We start from the raw sequence: 2,399 nt of genomic DNA, 5'->3' as shown, positions 1-2,399 counted from the left end.
AATCCCGACATCCGTTATCTGGGACGCCTGCTGGGCGATGTCATTCGGGCCTATGGCGGGGAGAAACTCTACAAGCAGACCGAATATATCCGCTCCGCCTCGGTCGACCGTGCGCGCGGGCTGCAGGGCGCTGACCTGACCGACACGGGCCTCGATGCCCTCAATCTCGACGACACGCTCAACTTCACCCGCGGCTTCATGCTGTTCTCGATGCTCGCCAATCTGGCCGAGGATCGGCAGGGCGTGGCGGCGGAACCGGGTGCCGATGTCGCGTCGGCGGTGGCCAAGCTCGAATCGCATGGCATCGGCAAGGATGCGGTGCTGGAATTGCTGTCGCACAGCCTGATCGTGCCGGTGCTGACCGCCCACCCGACCGAGGTGCGGCGCAAGAGCATGATCGACCACAAGAATCGCATTGCCGACCTGATGCAGCTCAAGGATGCCGGGCGGACCGAGACGGATGACGGCGAGAATCTGGACGAGGCGATCTTCCGCCAGATCGCGCTGTTGTGGCAGACGCGGCCGTTGCGCCGCGAAAAGCTGTTCGTGCAGGACGAGATCGACAATGTCCTGACCTATTTCCGCGACATCTTCCTGCCGACGCTGCCGGCGCTCTATGGCCGGTGGGAACGGGTGCTGGGCGCGCGGCCGCACAGCTTCCTTCGGGTCGGCAACTGGATCGGCGGCGACCGCGACGGCAACCCGTTCGTCCAGGCGCCGCAGCTGCGATCGGCACTGGGCCGCGGCTGCGAGGCGGCGCTGGCCTATTATATGGAATCGATCCATGCGCTGGGCGCGGAACTGTCGGTCTCGACCGAACTCGCCCATGTGCCCGAAGCGGTGCTGGCGCTGGCGGAGGCGAGCGGCGACGCGTCGCCCAGCCGGCAGGACGAGCCCTATCGCCGGGCCATTTCGGGCATCTATGCGCGGCTGGCGACCACCTATGTCCATCTGGTCGGCAAGGCGCCGCCGCGCCCGTCGGCGCTGAAGGGCGAGCCTTACGCCGCGCCGGGCGATTTCCGCCGCGATCTCGTCACTGTGGCGCAGGGGCTGGCGAGCGAGGGCGATGGCGCGCTGTCGACCGGGGGGGCGCTCGGTCGGCTGATCCGCGCGGTCGAGACATTCGGCTTCCATCTCGCGACGCTCGACATGCGGCAGAATAGCGACGTGCATCAGCGCGTGGTCGCCGAACTGCTGAAGGTCGCCGGGGTCGAGGCGGATTATGCCGGGCTGGACGAGTTTGCCCGTATCGCCCTGTTGCGCAAGGAACTGGCGACCAACCGGCCGCTCGGCACGCGCTTTGCCGAATATTCCGAGGAAACGGCGTCGGAACTGGCGATCGTCCATGCCGCCGCCGAGGCGCACCGCACCTATGGGCCGCAGTGCATCACCCATTATATCATTTCCAAGGCCGAAAGCGTGTCCGACATGCTGGAGGTCAATATCCTGCTGAAGGAAGCGGGGCTGTGGCGCGCGCCGGAAAATGGCGACCCGGCCAAGGCGGCGATCATGTCGATCCCGCTGTTCGAGACGATCGGCGACCTTGAGGCCGCGCCCAAGATCATGACCGCCTATTTCGGCCTGCCCGAAATCGCCGGGGTGGTGCAGGCGCGCGGCCATCAGGAAGTGATGATCGGCTATTCCGACAGCAACAAGGATGGCGGCTACATCACCTCGACCTGGAGCCTCTACAAGGCGAGCCAGGCGCTGGAGCCGGTCTTTGCCGAGGCTGGCGCGGCGATGCAGCTGTTCCATGGTCGCGGCGGCGCGGTCGGGCGTGGTGGCGGCTCCGCCTTCAAGGCGATCCAGGCGCAGCCGCGCGGCAGTGTGCAGGGGCGCATCCGCATCACCGAACAGGGCGAGGTGATCGCCGCCAAGTTCGGCACGCGCGACGTGGCGATGACCAATCTGGAGGCGATGACCAGCGCGACCCTGCTCGCCAGCCTGGAACCCGAGGGCGTGTCGGCGAAGGATGCCGCCCGCTTTGCGGCGGCGATGGACGAACTGTCGAAGAACGCCTTCACCGCCTATCGCGACCTGGTTTACGGCACCGAGGGGTTCAAGGAATTCTTCCGCCAGCTGACCCCGATCCAGGAAATCTCCGGCCTCAAGATCGGGTCGCGTCCGGCGAGCCGGACCAAGAGCACCGCGATTGAGGATCTGCGCGCCATTCCCTGGGTGTTCAGCTGGGCGCAGGCGCGCGTCATGCTGCCGGGCTGGTATGGTTTCGGCCATGCGATCGCCGCGTTCGAGGACAAGGCGCTGCTGGCCGACATGGCGCAGCACTGGTCCTTCCTGCAGTCGGCGCTGGCCAATCTGGAGATGGTGCTGGCGAAGTCGGACCTGGGCATTGCGGCGCGATATCTGCCGCTGGTCGAGGACCAGGCCAAGGCGGAAAC

1 protein-coding gene is annotated in these 2,399 nt (G+C 66.5%); it reads left to right on the top strand.

Annotated features, from left to right (window positions below):
- Positions 1 to 2,399: phosphoenolpyruvate carboxylase (gene ppc, locus ACUCV3_RS27215; RefSeq protein WP_482241469.1), on the top strand; the 2,399-nt coding region annotated here is incomplete at both ends.

Source organism: Sphingobium sp. VMM, assembly GCF_056790315.1.
This window is presented reverse-complemented; position numbering and strand designations above follow the sequence as displayed.